Source organism: Nocardioides sp. S5, assembly GCF_017310035.1.
In the GTDB taxonomy this organism is placed as follows: Bacteria; Actinomycetota; Actinomycetes; order Propionibacteriales; family Nocardioidaceae; genus Nocardioides.
Genome location: NZ_CP022296.1, coordinates 291,997 through 304,386, shown reverse-complemented (window position 1 = coordinate 304,386; position 12,390 = coordinate 291,997). Strand labels below are relative to the sequence as shown.

Here is a 12,390-nt window from a genome sequence, read left to right as displayed (position 1 = left end):
CCGCACGCGGTGTGATCTCGCGTGCGTCCGGGGCTGTAACGGCCTGCCGGTGTGGTGGTCACGTCCCCTCCGGACGGGCAGTTATCAGCACCGTGTACGCCGCCTAGCGTCGAACCGACGACACGAGGAGGATCCGATGGGTCAGTGGTTCGAGACAGTGAACGAGGCGCAACGACGGGCGAAGAAGAGGCTGCCGTCGTCGGTCTACTCCGCCCTGCTCGCCGGGTCGGAGCGGGGAATCTCCTACGACGACAACACGCGGGCGTTCGGCGAGCTGGGCCTGGCGCCGCACATGGCCGGACTCTCGGCCAAGCGTGACCTCGCCACCCGGGTGATGGGCCAGGACATCTCGATGCCGGTGATCATCTCGCCGACAGGGGTGCAGGCCGTGCACCCCGACGGTGAGGTTGCCGTGGCGCGCGCCTCTGCGGCGCGGGGTACGGCGATGGGCCTGAGCTCATTCGCCAGCAAGCCGCTCACCGAGGTGATCGCGGCGAACTCGCAGACGTTCTTCCAGACCTATTGGATGGGCGACCGCGACGCGATGGTCCGTCGGATGAATCGGGCCCGCGACGCGGGAGCGGTCGGGCTGATCGCCACGCTGGACTGGTCCTTCTCGCACGGCCGCGACTGGGGCAGCCCGCAGATCCCGGAGAAGCTCGACCTCAAGGCGATGGCGAAGTTCGCGCCCGAGGTGCTGCGCCGCCCGCGGTGGCTCGCCGACTTCCTGCGCTCCGGTGCCCTGCCCGACCTGAGCGCGCCCAACCTGGCCGAGCCCGGTGGCGAGGCGCCGACGTTCTTCGGGGCGTACGGCGAATGGATGACCACCCCGCCGCCGTCCTGGGAGGACGTGGCCTGGCTGCGTGAGGAGTGGGGTGGGCCGTTTATGCTCAAGGGGATCTGCCGCGTCGACGACGCGCTTCGCGCCCGCGACGCGGGGGTCACCGCCATCTCCGTCTCCAACCACGGCGGCAACAACCTGGACGGCACCCCGGCCCCGATCCGGGTGCTCCCGTCGATCGCGGCCGCCGTCGGTGACGACCTCGACGTGCTGCTCGACTCCGGGATCAGGCGGGGCAGCGACGTCGTGAAGGCGGTCGCCCTCGGTGCCAAGGCCGTGATGATCGGCCGCGCCTACCTCTGGGGGCTCGCCGCCGGCGGCCAGCCGGGCGTCGAGAACGTCCTCGACATCCTGCGCGGTGGCATCGACTCCACGCTGCTGGGGCTCGGCCACTCCTCCATCCACGACCTCACGCCCGACGACGTGATCGTCCCCGACGGCTTCACCCGCACCTTGGGCGTCCCGCGGTCGTGACCCGCGTCGCCCTCGTCACCGGTGCTGCTCGGGGGATCGGCGCGGCCACGGTCCGCGCCCTCGTCGACGACGGCTGCCGCGTGGTCGCGGTCGATGCGTGCCTCGGCGAGGACCATGGATTGCCCGGTGTCGACTACCCGTTGGCGACGCGCGACGACCTCGACCTGCTCGGGTCGTACGGCGACGCGATCATCACGCACGTCGCCGACGTCCGGGACCCCGACGGACTCGGTGCGGCGGCCGACCTCGCACTGGAGCGCTGGGGAAGGCTGGACGTGGCCGTGGCCAGCGCCGCCGTGATGGCCGGCGGTCGGCCCGCGTGGGAGACGACGGCCGCCGAGCTCGAGGTGCTCTGGGCGGTCGACGTGGTCGGCGTGTGGAACACCGCCGGCGTCGCCGTACCCCACATGCTGGCCGGCCCGGACCCGGCGAGCTGCCGGTTCGTCGCGATCGCCTCCGCCGCGGGCAGCCGGGGGCTGTTCCACCTGGCCGGCTACACCGCGGCCAAGCACGCCGTGATCGGACTGGTGCGCGGCCTGGCGGCAGACCTGGTCGGGACCGGCGTCACGGCGGTGGCCGTCTCACCCGGAGCCACTCGCACCGCGATGCTCGACGCGACGGCCCGGCTCTACGGGCTCGAGGACCCGGCCGACCTGGTCGGCGACCAGCTCACCCGACGCCTGCACGAGCCGGCGGAGGTGGCCGCGACGATCGTGCACTGCTGCTCCGTGGCGGGCGGACTGCTCAACGGCTCGGTCATCGAGCTGGGAGGCTGAGCCCGCATCTGGTTGTGCCTGTCCGATCGGGCAGGACGGCCCCCGCACAGTGACGGGCGGAAGTCACCCGGTCGGCACCTAGGGTGAGGGCGTCCCACCAGTGGGTTCCCGGCTCGCTTCCCTGGGGCTACCGTGGAAACGAACCGGGTGAGGAGGTCCTGTGGTGTCTGCCCTGACTCCCTCGCGCCCCCCGGCCCCTCCAGCCCTGGCGAAGTTCCACGCGCCGGAGGTGGTGTTCGGTGCCGACTCACTGGGTGAGGCAGGGTTCGCGGCCATCCGGCTGGGGGCACGTCGACCGTTCCTGGTCACGGACCCCGGCATCGTCGAGGCGGGCTGGCTGGCGATGCTGCTCACCCTGCTCAAGGCGGAGGGGCTCACGCCGGTGCTGTGGACCGACGTCACGCCCAACCCCAAGGACCACGAGGTGCGCCGGGCCTACGAGTTGTACGCCGAACGCGAGTGCGACGTCATCATCGCCCTCGGCGGCGGATCGGTCATCGACGCAGCCAAGGGCGTCGCGATCCTCTCCGGCAACGGCGGCGACATCCGCGACTACGCCGGCGTCGACCAGGTGACCCGACCCATCCCGCCGCTGCTGATGATCCCCACGACCTCCGGCACTGGCGCCGACGTGTCGCAGTTCTGCATCGTCACCGACACCGACAGGCACGTGAAGCTGACCATCATGGGCCGAGCCCTGGTGCCCGATGTGTCGATCACGGACCCGCGGTTGCTCACGACCATGCCCGAGGACCTCAACGCCGCCACGGGCCTCGATGCACTCACCCACGGCATCGAGGCTTTCGTGTCGCTGGCGCACAACCCGCTCGCCGACACCCATGCGCTGAACGCGGTGGGCCTCGTCTGCCGCAACCTGCGCACGACGATCACCGAGCCGGCCGAGATGACGGCGCGGGCGAAGATGGCGCAGGCCAGCCTGCAAGCAGGCCTCGCCTTCACCAATGCGATCCTCGGCGCCACGCACGCCATGAGCCATCAGGTCGGTGGGCTTCTGGACGCGCCGCACGGCGTGGTCAACGGTGTCCTGCTGCCCCACGTGATCCGTTACAACGCCCGTGCCAGCCCCGAGCGTTTCATCGACCTGGCCCGGTCGGCGGGTATTGCCGTCGAAGGGATGCCCGGCGAGGACGCCGCCGAGCTCCTCGCCCAGCACGTCCGACGGCTTGCCGACGACGTGGGTGTTCCGCGCGGGCTGCGAGAGCTCGGGGTGTCCGACACCGACATCGACACGTTGGCGCACACCACGCTCGACGACACGTGCCTGACCACCAACCCGCGCACGGCGTCCGAGGCCGAGATCCAGCAGTTGTTCAAGGACGCGTTGTGACGACGCGAGCGCAGCAGCCTGCACCGGACCTGGCCACCCTCACGGGGGTCAGGTCCGGCAAGGGCTCCTACTACCGCGCCTACGTCAACTCCGACGAGCGGATGCAACGCGCCGTCCGCGCGATGGACTCGATCTCGCGAGCGCTGGTGCGCACGCATGAGGGGCCCCGCGGGCTGCTGGAGGAAGTGGTGCGGGCGGCGGCCGAGCACCTCCAGGCCGAGTGGACTTTGCTTGCCCTTTCCGACGGACACCTCAGGGGTGCCCGGCCACGGATCCTCGTGCTGGGTCCGGCCGACGGACCGCAGGGGCAGCCGACCGCCGACGACTCCGGCCTGCCCCCGATGGTACAGCGAGAGCTGGGTGCCATCCGGGCCGGCCATGCGGTCCGTAGCCACGACGACGGCCGTTGGGTGCGGGTGCCGATGACGCTCGAGGGGCGGCCCATCGGCTGTCTCGTCGGCCTCCACCAGCTGGAGGTCGATCCCGAACCCGGAGACCTGTCCGTGCTGCGCATCCTCGCCAACCAGGCGGCGGTCTCGCTGCACACCTCGGAGCAGTACCAGGCCAGCATGGCCCTGCACCGGCGCGCCCAGCTGCTGCACGACGAGGCCCGCGCGCACGAGCGCGATCTCGAGGTGCGCACATCCGAGCTCCGGCGGGCCGAGGACCGGCTGGTGCTGGCGCACCAGCGCGAGCTGATCGACACCGAGCGCCACCGGATCGCGCGCGAGCTCCACGACTCCGTGTCGCAGTACGTCCTCTCGGCCGGCATGGCCGTCGAGGTGGCCCGAGGAGAGGCGGAGTCCCTGGGTGAGCCGGGCGCCGGCATCTCCCATCGACTCGGCACGGCCAAGGAGCTGTCCCAGCAGGCGGTCGACCAGCTGCGGCGTGCGATCTATGCCCTGCACCGCACCCCGAGCGAAACCGTGGTCGCGCTGCCCGAGCTGCTGCGCGAGGTGGCCGCCCACCACCGGCCGCAGCTTGTGGTCCAGGTCAGGGTCGAGGGGGAGGCCGTGACGCTCCCGGCCGAGGCTGGGCACGAGGTGGCCAGGGCCGTCGGCGAAGCCATGTTCAACGTCGCCGTACACGCGCGGGCGGAGCGGGCCGTGGTGCGCCTGCGCTACCGGCCAGACCAGGTGCTGGTGTCGGTCGCGGACGACGGGCAGGGCGACCCCAAGGAGCTGAGCCGGCTGCTGCGCCTGGAGCGCGGTCGCTCCGGCGACGGGTCGCACCGCGGCCTCGCCAACATCGAGAGCCGGCTGGTCGAGCTGGGCGGCAGCGTCGCCTTCCGTCGTGCTCGCATCGGCGGAGTCCGCGTCGAGATGCGCATCCCGCTCCCGCTCACACCGCCCGACCGGCCGGGCATCATCGACCAGCTGGTCGCGACCGGGAAGCGGCAACCCGCCGCACTGAAGGCCCACCGAACAAAGGACAGCTCGTGACGACGCTGACACCACCCCAGCACGGCCATGACGTGGAAACGGTGCGGATCATGCTCGTCGACGACCACGCCATCGTTCGCCAGGGCCTGCGCTCGATCCTCGAGCGGGAGCGCGACCTGATCGTGGTCGCCGAGGCATCCACCCCCGACGAGGCGCTCACCGTGATCGGCCGCTCCGCGCCGCACATCGTGCTGCTCGACCTCAAGTTGTCGACCGCGTCCGACACCGAGGGGCTCGAGCTGTGCGCCGAGCTCACGAGCCGCCACCCCGACATCGGGGTGCTGGTGCTGACCACCTTCCTCGACGAGCAGCTGGTGCTCAAGGCCATCCGCGCTGGCGCGCGCGGCTACGTCCTCAAGGACGTCGACACCTCCGGGCTGGTCCGGGCGATCCGCGACATCAGCCGTGGTGAGAGTGCCTTCGACGCGCGGTCGGCGGCCGCGATGGTGCGCGGGCTCAACACCCCGGACCCCGAGGAGTCCCAGCAGCTCACCGCCCGCGAGCGCGAGGTGCTGCGGCTGCTGGCGCGCGGGCTCTCCAACCGCGACATCGGCGTCAAGCTGTACATCTCCGAGACGACCGCGAAGTTCCACGTCGGCAACATCCTGCGCAAGCTGGGCGTCTCCCGGCGCGCCGAGGCCGTCTACGAAGCGACCAAGCTCGGCCTGATCTAACGCTTGTCGATCACCAGCCAGCCGCCGTGATGCTCGTTCACCTCGAACGGTAGCCCGGTCGCGCGGCCCCACGCTGTCAGGTCGTCGAGGCTGATCGTGCGGACGTGGCCCCACGTCTCGTCCGCCTCGTCCTCGAGGGGTACGGCGATGACGACCCGCCGCGCCGCCAGGCGCACCGCCTCGGCGACCACTCGGTCGCCGTGCCCGGCGTCGAGGTGCTCGAGGAGGTGGATGGCCAGCACCGTGTCGGCACTCGCGTCAGGACCGGGGAAGTGCCCGGCATCGGCCGCGACCGTGGTCAAGGAGATGCCGAGGCGCGGCGCCACCCCGGCGAGCAGCCGGCTGGTGCCGGGGGAGAGGTCGCTGGCTGTCGTGCGCCGACCGCTGGCCGCGATGCGGAGCGAGAGAAAGCCGAAGCAGCAGCCCAGCTCGAGCACGCTGCCGGGAGCGAGCAGCTGCTCCGCCCGGGCGTAGACGGGTGCGTAGTTGGCGATGGTGCCGTGCCGATCTGAGCCCTGCGCCACCCCGGTGTGGTCGTCGATGCGCTGCTCGATGCGCGCCATCGAGTTGCGGTAGAAGAGCTCCCAGCTGTCCAGTGCCCCGGACCGCGACGTGCGCACGATGCCGGTGAAGATCCGCTCGAAGACCTCGGGCCCACGCAGCCAGCCCGGACCGAAGAGCTCATCGGCGAGCAGCCCGGCGAGGTCGTCGTCGACCAGCTCGGGCGGCACCCGGTGGCCGACGTGGAGCAGGTCTCGGTCGTTGTGCACGTCGAAGTGCTCGGTGCGGATCGTGTGCAGCGCGCGTCGTGGCGGCACCGGACCCTGCGCACGCACCTCCACGACCTCGTCGACATAGGCCCCGTCGAGGCAGGCCTGGAGCGGGTCGATGGGGGCCGAGGTCGCGGCCTCGGTCATCAGCCGACCTCGGACATCGACATGGTGACCCGGTCGAGACCGGTCAGGTTGCGCACCACCTGGACGCGGCTGCAGTACTCCGCATAGGCGGGGAGATCGCAGCGACCCAGTCCCCACGAATAGCGCGGTTCCGGGGTGAGCCAGACGGTCTCGCGGGCCCGCCGCGTGATCTCCTCGAAGACCGACAGTCGCGGGTCGTTGCCGTTGCCCCGGCCGTCGCCGAGGACGATCACGGTCGTACGGCGGGTGACGGCGGAGCCGAACTGCTCCAGGAAGTCCTCGAACGCGGATCCGTAGTCGGAGTCGGCATCGACGTCGAGCACACCACCGGCCGGCAGTCCGGACATCACGAGCGAGAGCGCCTCCTCGGGGTGGTGCTCGGCGAACAGGTCGGTGATCTCCACGAGGTCCTTGACGAACGCGAAGGTGCGCACCGACGAGGCCAGCGACTGCAGGCTGTGCACGAGCTGCAGGGTGAAGCGCGCCGCCGAGCGCACCGAGAGCGAGACGTCGCAGAGCACCAGCAGCTTGGGCCGGTCCTCGACCTTGCTGACGGTGACCGGTCGGAACGGGACGCCGTCGTACTTCATGTTGGCGCGCATGGTGCGGGCGCCGTCGACGACGCCACGCGCGGCGGCCTTGCGACGCGGACGCGGCGCGCCACGCAGCGACCTCAGCAAGCGGCGCAGGGCCTCTTCCAGCTCGGCCCGCTCGTGCTCGTGGATCCGCTCGGTCTGGGCTGCCCGGATCTCGCGCTTCTCGATCTCGTGCTCGACCGCCATCAGCTTCTCGAGGTGCTGCTTCAAGCGCTCGGGCAACCCGGCGAGGAAGGGTGCGAGTGCCGCGCGCAGGGCTTCGAGCGTCGCACCGCGGTCCTCGTCGACATCGGGCAGGGCGTCCTCGAGCCAGCTGAGCAGTGCCATCTCCTGGGCCACGGTGAGCTCGACGTCGAGCTCCATGCCAGGGCTGCGGATGAGGTCGCCGGGGGAGCCCGGGTTGTGCATCCGGTGCGTGGAGATCTGCACGCGCGCGGCCTCGCCGGCACTGCCCTCGGTGTCGTTGGAGAGCACGATCTCGTCGGTTAGGGCAGCGATGTCGATCTTGTTCGCCTCCTGGTGGAGGTTGTACTGCTGCGCCATGTCCTCCGGCTTGAAGAACTCCTTGATGTCGTCCGGCTTGCCGTGCGAGTGACCGTCCTCGGGGATGTCGCCGGGCTCGTCGGAGAGCGTGAACTGCTCGAGCTCGCCGTCATCGGTCAGGTCGTCGTGGCTGTGGCCGTGGCCGACCTCGTCCTCGAAGACCGCTCGCAGCCCGAAGAACAGGTCGAAGACGCGATCGAAGGTGTCCAGGTCGCGACGGTCCTTGATCAGACTGACCATGAGCGCCGATCGAAGCACCTCGCGCTCACCGAGCACGCCGGCCTGAGCGACGGCGTGCATCGCGTCGATCGCCTCCGCCGTGCTCACCCGCACCCCGTTGAGGCGGAGGAACCTGATGAAGCGATGGACTGCCCCCTCCATCGGATCAGACCGGACGCTTGCGGGCAGAGCGCGCAGCGAACGAGCGCTCGCCCTGGCTGGCCGTGACCGTCTTGACCGCGGGTGCCTCGTCGGACTTCCCGGGACCGCCGTAGTTGTCACCGTGGCGTCCGGGCCTGTCCTTGGCGGCGCGGACCTCCTTGCCGTCCACCTCGGCGTCACCGTCGTCGTGACTGTGGTCGCCGTCCGCGCCGTGGCCGTGTCCGTGGCCGTGTCCGTGTCCGTGGTCGTTCTTGGACGGCACCTTCGCATTCGGGTCGACCAAGGTGGGGATCGCGGCCAGCGCCTTCTTCAGGTCACGTTCGTACTTCACCACCACGTTGAGGGTCTGTGACAGCACGTCGGCACTCAGCTCGCTGACCCCGAGCACGGCCAGCGTGCGGGCCCAGTCGATGGTCTCGGAGATGCTCGGTGCCTTGCGGAGCTCGAGCGCGCGCAGACCTCGGACGATCTCGATGAGGCGGACGGCCAGCGCCTCACTGAGCCCGGTGTCCTTGGAGTTGATGATCTCCAGCTCGCGCTGCGCCTCGGGGTAGTCGAGGAAGAGGTGGAGGCAGCGGCGCTTGAGTGCGGCGGACAGGTCGCGGGTGTTGTTGGAGGTGAGCACGACGTACGGCAGTTGCTCGGCCTTCACCGTGCCGACCTCGGGGATGGAGATCTGGAACTCCGACAACAGTTCGAGCAGCACGGCCTCGAGGGCCTCGTCGGCGCGGTCGACCTCGTCGATCAGCAGCACGACGGGTTCGTCGGAGTCGATCGCTTCCAGCAACGGTCGGGGAGCGAGGAAGCGCTCCGAGAAGAAGACGCTGTCCTGCTTGGCGATCCGCTCGACCGCCTCGTTGAGGTCGGCGGCGTCCTCGACGACCTGGCCGATCTTCTCGCGCAGGATCTGGGTGTAGAGCATCTGCTTGCCGTAGTCCCACTCGTAGAGGGCCTTGGTCTCGTCCTGGCCCTCGTAGCACTGCAGCCGGATCAGCCGCCGGCCGGTGACGGCGGCGAGGCTGGTCGCGAACTGGGTCTTGCCCACGCCGGCCGGGCCCTCGAGGAGGACCGGCTTGCCCAGGCGGGTCTGGAGGAACACCGTCGTGGCGAGACGGTCGTCGGCGAGGTAGCCGGCTTCGCGGAAGCGCTCGAGGGCATGGTCGACGTCGTCGAACTCGCCTTCGCCGGCAGCATTGCGCGGATCTGTGTTCACTTGGCGCTCCCTCGAACGTGGTGGGGATGGGGTCCGGACCGGGCAGCACGGCGATCGCTGCCCGGTCCGGCGTACAGGGGCGAACCCGGCCTCAGGAAAGGAGGTCGTCCAGGTCACCGTTCATGCAGTGCTCGATGACGGGGCGAACCGTCTCGAAGGTGCACTCCTTGGCGTTGCCCGGGGTGCAGGCGTCGCCGAGGACGTGGTTGGTGATGCGGTCCACGTCCTCCTTGTCACCGGTGATCACCTTGGCGTTCTCGTAGAACTTCGTCGGGCCCTGGCCCAGCCGGTTCTTCGAGTAGCTGTCGGCGGTGATGTCGGTGAACTTCTCCGGGATGCCCACGTCGCGCAGCAGCCGGATCGAGGCGGCGAGCGCCGCATCGGCTGCCTGCGGCTTGGTCATGCCGCGGGTGTCGACGCCCATCGCCTCGGCGATGTCGGCGAAGCGGCCGTACGCCGCCGACATGTTGAACGCCCACACACGCGGCAGCGCGATGGCGTTGTTCAGGCCGTGGTGCGTGTCGTAGAACGCGCTGATCGCGTGCGACGTCGAGTGGATGATGCCGAGACCACCGGAGTTGAACGCCTGGGCGGCGATGTACTGCGCGTACATCATGCCCTCGCGTCCGGCGAGGTCCTGGCCGTTCCACACCGCTGCCCGGAGGTGCTCCGACGTCAGTTTGATGGCGTGCAGTGCGTTGCCGAGCGACGGCTGGAAGTTGATGCGGGAGACGTACGGCTCGCTGGCGTGCGCGAGCACGTCGAAGCCGCACTGGGCGGTGTAGTCGACCGGGCAGTCGAAGTAGAGCACCGGGTCGTCGATCGCCAGGGAGGTGACTGACGCGTCGTCGAAGGCGACGTACTTGTGCGGGTTGTCCGGGTCGGTCGTGGTGTCGGTGATGACGTAGGCCCACGAGGTCTCCGAGCCGGTGCCGGCCGTGGTGGAGACCGCGATGTGCGGCGGGTTCTTCGGGTTCTCGGACATGTTGAAGCCCTCGAACTCGTTGACGTTGCGACCGTCATGGGCCACCGAGACACGAGCGCCCTTGCAGGCATCGTGCGAGGAGCCGCCGCCGATGGAGACGAACGAGTCGCACTCGTTCTCCTGATACATCGCCACGGAGTCCATGACGTTGTAGTCTTTCGGGTTGGACTCGACCTTGTCGTAGACCACGACCTCCAGGCCGTGGTACTTCATCGACTCCACGATCTTGTGCACGATGTCGGTGCCGCGCAGGCCCGACGTCATGACGAGCGTCTTGCGGAAGCCGAGCTTGAGTGCCTCCGGCCCGATCATCTCGTGCGCGCCGGGTCCCATCAGGGCCCGAGGGAACGGGTGGAACTCCTTGATGGGGAACGGTTTGAGCAGTTCGTCGACCTGCATGGATGACCTCCTGGAGACGGATATCTGACTGCTCCGGACGCTAGGTCCGCCACGGGGCCGCGGCCAGACGAGGATCCGCATACGGGTCGGTGGGTCAGGAGTCGACCTGACCATCAGGGCAGGTCCGGCCCGCTGAGTGAGGGGTGCGCCGCCACGGCGTGCTTCCTAGCGTGGAAAGCGACCCACCAGCCATCTCGACCCGGAGGTATCGCCATGACCGACCCGAACCAGGACCCCACTCCCGAGACCAAGACCGCCGCCCTCGCCGAGGACGAGCTGGTCGAGGAGGTCTCCATCGACGGCATGTGCGGCGTCTACTGATGATCGACGGCGAAGCCTGGCAGCTGAGTCCGTCGGTGGAGTTGCGACCGGAGCCCTTCGGGGCGTTGGTCTACGACTTCTCGACCCGACGCCTCAGCTTCCTCAAGACCCTGCGCCTGCTCGACGTCGTCCGCCGCCTCGACGGGACGACAGACGTCGGTCACGCGCTGGAGTCTGCGGGAGTGGGCGAGGGGGAGCGCGCCGGCTACCTCAAGGCCCTCGACGGGCTCGCCGCCAACGGCGTACTGATCAGGAGCGCACCATGACCGCGACATTGACCGAGACCCCGCCGCCCGCCGTCGGTCGCCTCATCGACCAGTTCGAGCTCGGCCTCGACGCCCCGATCTGCCTCACCTGGGAGCTCACCTACGCCTGCAACCTTGCGTGCCTGCACTGCCTGTCGTCCTCGGGTCGCCGCGACCCCGACGAGCTGGACACGGAGGAGGCCAAGGCCCTCATCCGCGAGTTCGAGCGGATGCAGATCTTCTACGTCAACATCGGCGGCGGAGAGCCCACGGTGCGTCCCGACTTCTGGGAGCTCCTCGACTACGCGGTCGAGCACCACGTCGGGGTGAAATTCTCGACCAACGGCTTCCGGATCACCAAGGAGCGGGCCGAGAAGCTCGCGGCCACGGACTACATCGACGTACAGATCTCGCTCGACGGCGCGACCGCCGAGGTCAATGACGCGGTCCGCGGCCAGGGCACCTACGACGCCGCCATGAAGGCGCTCGCCAATCTCCAGGCAGCCGGCATGCAGGACTTCAAGATCTCGGTGGTGTGCACGCGTCACAACATCGACCAGCTCGACGAGTTCAAGGCGATCGCGGACAGCTTCGGCGCCCAACTGCGGCTGACGCGGCTGCGACCGTCGGGTCGCGGTGCCGACGTGTGGGACGAGCTGCACCCGCTGCCGCACCAGCAGCGCCAGCTCTACGACTGGCTCGTCGCCAACGGCGAGAAGGTGCTCACCGGTGACTCGTTCTTCCACCTTGCGGCGTACGGCGATCCGTTGCCCGGCCTCAACCTGTGTGGCGCCGGCCGCGTGGTCTGCCTGGTGGACCCGGTCGGGGACGTCTATGCGTGCCCGTTCGCGATCCACGACAGGTTCAAGGCCGGCAACATCCGTGACCTCGGCTTCGACCACGTCTGGAAGCACGCGCCGTTGTTCGAGGAGCTGCGCAGCCCGCAGACCGGCGGTGCCTGCGCGAAGTGCTCGGCCTACGACAACTGCCGCGGTGGCTGCATGGCGGCCAAGTTCTTCACCGGGCTGCCGTTGGACGGTCCGGACCCGGAGTGCGTCAAGGGCAACGCCGAGGAGGCGTTGGCGAGCCTGGACCGCGGCGCGCTCCCGGGCTCCAGTCAGGACCACTCCCACACAGGCACGGTGCGCAACGCACCCGTCGGACTCACGCTCGGGGCGACCCGGACGCGACCGACGAGCGCGTGCGACGAGAGTCCGGTCGCAGGGATGGTCTGA

General features: G+C 69.7%; 12 protein-coding genes. 8 read left to right on the top strand and 4 right to left on the bottom strand.

What is annotated here, in order from left to right; translation table 11 throughout:
- Positions 1-136 precede the first annotated feature (136 nt).
- The 5 genes from mftD to CFI00_RS01510 all read left to right on the top strand — a co-directional run bounded on the left by mftD (position 137) and on the right by CFI00_RS01510 (position 5,555).
- Positions 137-1,315 (top strand): pre-mycofactocin synthase MftD, encoded by a 1,179-nt coding sequence (gene mftD / locus CFI00_RS01530; RefSeq protein ID WP_207083557.1) that lies wholly within the window; start codon positions 137-139, stop codon positions 1,313-1,315.
- Positions 1,312-2,091: a mycofactocin-coupled SDR family oxidoreductase gene (locus CFI00_RS01525; protein ID WP_207083556.1), complete on the top strand. Its 780-nt coding sequence runs from the start codon at positions 1,312-1,314 to the stop codon at positions 2,089-2,091. Before mftD ends, CFI00_RS01525 begins: the two co-directional genes overlap by 4 nt.
- A gap of 163 nt (positions 2,092-2,254) precedes the next feature.
- On the top strand, positions 2,255-3,439 hold the full coding sequence (locus tag CFI00_RS01520; RefSeq protein ID WP_242532629.1) for an iron-containing alcohol dehydrogenase: 1,185 nt from the start codon (positions 2,255-2,257) through the stop codon (positions 3,437-3,439).
- On the top strand, positions 3,436-4,881 hold the full coding sequence (locus tag CFI00_RS01515; protein ID WP_242532628.1) for a histidine kinase: 1,446 nt from the start codon (positions 3,436-3,438) through the stop codon (positions 4,879-4,881). Before CFI00_RS01520 ends, CFI00_RS01515 begins: the two co-directional genes overlap by 4 nt.
- Entirely contained in the window at positions 4,878-5,555 is a 678-nt protein-coding gene (locus CFI00_RS01510) for a response regulator transcription factor (RefSeq protein ID WP_277988341.1), read from the top strand. The genes CFI00_RS01515 and CFI00_RS01510 overlap by 4 nt, the downstream gene beginning before the upstream one ends.
- On the opposite strand, the gene mftM is transcribed toward CFI00_RS01510, so the two are convergent.
- The 4 genes from mftM to mdo form a co-directional block, all read right to left on the bottom strand.
- A complete protein-coding gene (gene mftM, locus CFI00_RS01505) occupies positions 5,552-6,472 on the bottom strand; it encodes a mycofactocin oligosaccharide methyltransferase MftM (protein WP_207083554.1) in 921 nt (306 codons plus the stop codon). The two genes, CFI00_RS01510 and mftM, sit on opposite strands and share 4 nt — an antisense overlap.
- Positions 6,472-7,938: a VWA domain-containing protein gene (locus tag CFI00_RS01500; protein ID WP_242532627.1), complete on the bottom strand. Its 1,467-nt coding sequence runs from the start codon at positions 7,936-7,938 to the stop codon at positions 6,472-6,474. The genes mftM and CFI00_RS01500 overlap by 1 nt, the downstream gene beginning before the upstream one ends.
- 58 nt (positions 7,939-7,996) lie before the next feature.
- The gene (locus tag CFI00_RS01495; RefSeq protein WP_242532626.1) at positions 7,997-9,205 is read right to left on the bottom strand and encodes a MoxR family ATPase; all 1,209 of its coding nucleotides are present in this window, start codon (positions 9,203-9,205) and stop codon (positions 7,997-7,999) included.
- A 91-nt stretch (positions 9,206-9,296) separates the two neighbouring features.
- The gene (mdo, locus tag CFI00_RS01490) at positions 9,297-10,589 is read right to left on the bottom strand and encodes an NDMA-dependent methanol dehydrogenase (protein WP_207083552.1); all 1,293 of its coding nucleotides are present in this window, start codon (positions 10,587-10,589) and stop codon (positions 9,297-9,299) included.
- 213 nt (positions 10,590-10,802) lie between these two features.
- Here mdo and mftA point away from each other — a divergent pair, with 213 nt between their 5' ends.
- From mftA to mftC, 3 genes are read left to right on the top strand one after another with little or no spacing between them, the layout of a single operon-like run.
- Complete coding sequence (gene mftA / locus CFI00_RS01485; protein WP_207083551.1) at positions 10,803-10,910, top strand: mycofactocin precursor MftA; 108 nt, start codon at positions 10,803-10,805, stop codon at positions 10,908-10,910.
- Positions 10,910-11,176, top strand: coding sequence for a mycofactocin biosynthesis chaperone MftB (gene mftB / locus CFI00_RS01480; RefSeq protein WP_207083550.1), 267 nt, complete (start codon positions 10,910-10,912; stop codon positions 11,174-11,176). Before mftA ends, mftB begins: the two co-directional genes overlap by 1 nt.
- Entirely contained in the window at positions 11,173-12,390 is a 1,218-nt protein-coding gene (gene mftC, locus CFI00_RS01475; RefSeq protein ID WP_207083549.1) for a mycofactocin radical SAM maturase, read from the top strand. The genes mftB and mftC overlap by 4 nt, the downstream gene beginning before the upstream one ends.

What these genes read in the sequence shown, in the direction of transcription:
- mftA (WP_207083551.1), top strand. Translation starts at nt 10,803, where the DNA reads ATGACCGACCCGAACCAGGACCCCACTCCCGAGACCAAGACCGCCGCC.
- mftC (WP_207083549.1), top strand. Translation starts at nt 11,173, where the DNA reads ATGACCGCGACATTGACCGAGACCCCGCCGCCCGCCGTCGGTCGCCTC.
- mftD (WP_207083557.1), top strand. Translation starts at nt 137, where the DNA reads ATGGGTCAGTGGTTCGAGACAGTGAACGAGGCGCAACGACGGGCGAAG.
- mftM (WP_207083554.1), bottom strand. Translation starts at nt 6,472, where the DNA reads ATGACCGAGGCCGCGACCTCGGCCCCCATCGACCCGCTCCAGGCCTGC.
- mftB (WP_207083550.1), top strand. Translation starts at nt 10,910, where the DNA reads ATGATCGACGGCGAAGCCTGGCAGCTGAGTCCGTCGGTGGAGTTGCGA.
- mdo (WP_207083552.1), bottom strand. Translation starts at nt 10,589, where the DNA reads ATGCAGGTCGACGAACTGCTCAAACCGTTCCCCATCAAGGAGTTCCAC.